Annotated in this window: 2 protein-coding genes; both read right to left on the bottom strand. The window is 30.6% G+C overall.

All coding sequences use genetic code 11. The features are described 5' to 3' along the window. Positions 1 to 995 (bottom strand): thymidine phosphorylase (locus tag ACRC28_RS18020; RefSeq protein ID WP_438544832.1); only part of this gene is annotated, 995 nt, incomplete at its 3' end. A gap of 244 nt (positions 996 to 1239) precedes the next feature. Further along, positions 1240 to 1905 (bottom strand): deoxyribose-phosphate aldolase, encoded by a 666-nt coding sequence (gene deoC / locus ACRC28_RS18015; RefSeq protein ID WP_438544831.1) that lies wholly within the window; start codon positions 1903 to 1905, stop codon positions 1240 to 1242. Between the last annotated feature and the right edge of the window lie 157 nt (positions 1906 to 2062).

Here is a 2062-nt window from a genome sequence, read left to right as displayed (position 1 = left end):
CTTATTACAAGTTTTTCTGGGTTTTCTATAAAGGATTCATCTCCACCTTGATTTTTAACTAATACTTTTAATCTTTCTAATGCTTTTCCATTTTCTAAGTTTTCTATTAAAAGCTTTCTAGCATCTTCAATAGTTTCTGAAAGTTCACCCATTACAAGCATCTTACTTCCTAGTTGAAGGCATAATTCTCTTAAATCTTCTGGACCTTCTCCTTTTAATACTTCTATAACTTCTTTAATTTCTAAAGCATTTCCTATTGCATATCCTAAAGGCTCACCCATAAGAGTTATCGCTGCTGCTGTTTTTCTTCCTAAAGAGTTTCCTATGTTAACCATAGCACAGGCTAAATTTTCAGCATCTTCTTTAGTTTTCATAAATGCACCTTCACCATATTTAACATCTAATAAAATACAGTCTGACCCTGATGCAATTTTCTTACTCATTATACTAGCTGCAATTAAAGGAATATTATCAACTGTTGCTGTAACATCTCTTAATGCATATATCTTTTTATCAGCTGGAACTAGATTTTGAGTTTGCCCTGCAATAACTAATCCTGAAGTTTTTACAAGTTCCTTAAATCTTTCCTCTGATACTTCTATATTAAATCCTGGAATAGCTTCAAGCTTATCTAAAGTTCCACCAGTATGTCCAAGACCTCTACCTGAAAGCTTAGCAACCTTTCCACCTGCTGCATTAACCATAGGAACTAGAATTAATGAAGTTTTATCACCAACTCCTCCTGTACTATGCTTGTCCAATTTTAATCCATCTATATCTGTTAAATCAACAACATCACCAGACTCAACCATAGCCATAGTAAGATTTGAAGTTTCTTCTTCATTAAGTCCATTAATATAACAAGCCATTAAAAATGCAGAAGCTTGATAATCAGGAATACTTGAATCAGTATACCCTTCAACAAAAAATTGGATTTCCTCCTTGCTTAAAACTTCTCTATTTCTCTTCTTCATAATAACATCGTACATTCTCATAACAAACACTCCTTCTTAGTTTAGAGTTAATAGGGAACAGTTAAGAGTTTTTAAATAATTTCTCCTCTAATCTATTTTCCCCACACCTACTTAATCATTTTCAATTTAAATTTATTTAAAAACAACTATAATTTCCAAATGCTTAATTATTCGCCTAGCATCAAGTAATCCTTTTCATAAAAGGTTTCAGTTAGAAGTTAAGATTTACATTTATAACTCTTAACTCTAACCTCTTCCCTCTTAATTAATATCCTGTTACTTCTTCATTTTTTATTATCTTAACTATTGAGCTTGTTCCAAGTCTTTCTGCTCCAATATTTATAAATTCTTCAGCAACCTTTAAGTCTCTAACTCCACCTGCTGCTTTTATTTTTATATCGCTTCCTATGTTTTCAGCAAAAAGTTTTAAGTCTTCAGCTGTAGCTCCATTTGTTCCAAATCCTGTTGAAGTTTTTATATAATCTGCTTTAGCTGCTGTTACAACTTTACACATTTTAATTTTTTCTTCTTCAGTTAAGAAACAAGTTTCTATAATAACTTTTAATATTTTATCTCCGCAAGCTTTTTTAATAGCTCTAATTTCTTCTTCTATTTTAAGGAATTCTCCATTTTTAACATCTCCAAGGTTTATAACCATATCAATCTCATCTGCACCATTTTTTATAGCATCTTCAGTTTCAAATACTTTAACTGCAGTTGTGTTATATCCATTAGGGAATCCAATAACTGTACATACAGCCATTCTATCTTTAACATACTCCTTCGCTCTTCTTACATATGAAGGTGGAATACAAACAGATGCAACCTCATATTTTATAGCATCATCACATAAAGTTTTGATTTCCTCAAAGCTTGTTGTAACATTAAGTATAGTGTGATCTACCTTACTAGTTATATTTTTTAAATCCATTTCAAAAGACCCCTTTCATTTGCATATCTTCATGCAATAAAAATTAAGATAAGTTTTTTCCTATCTCTTACAATCTCATTATAATATCGTTTACGATATTTTTCCACAATTTTCGCAATTTTCTTAAAACATCTTCGAAATATTTTCATACATTTTT

Source organism: Clostridium sp. (assembly GCF_051650885.1).
Lineage (GTDB): Bacteria > Bacillota > Clostridia > Clostridiales > Clostridiaceae > Clostridium.
Note: the sequence above shows the minus strand (reverse complement) of the source record. Positions and strands in the feature narration are given on the sequence as shown.

Bases quoted from the DNA above. Each gene is read 5' to 3' on its own strand.
- deoC (WP_438544831.1), bottom strand. From the start codon at position 1,905: ATGGATTTAAAAAATATAACTAGTAAGGTAGATCACACTATACTTAAT.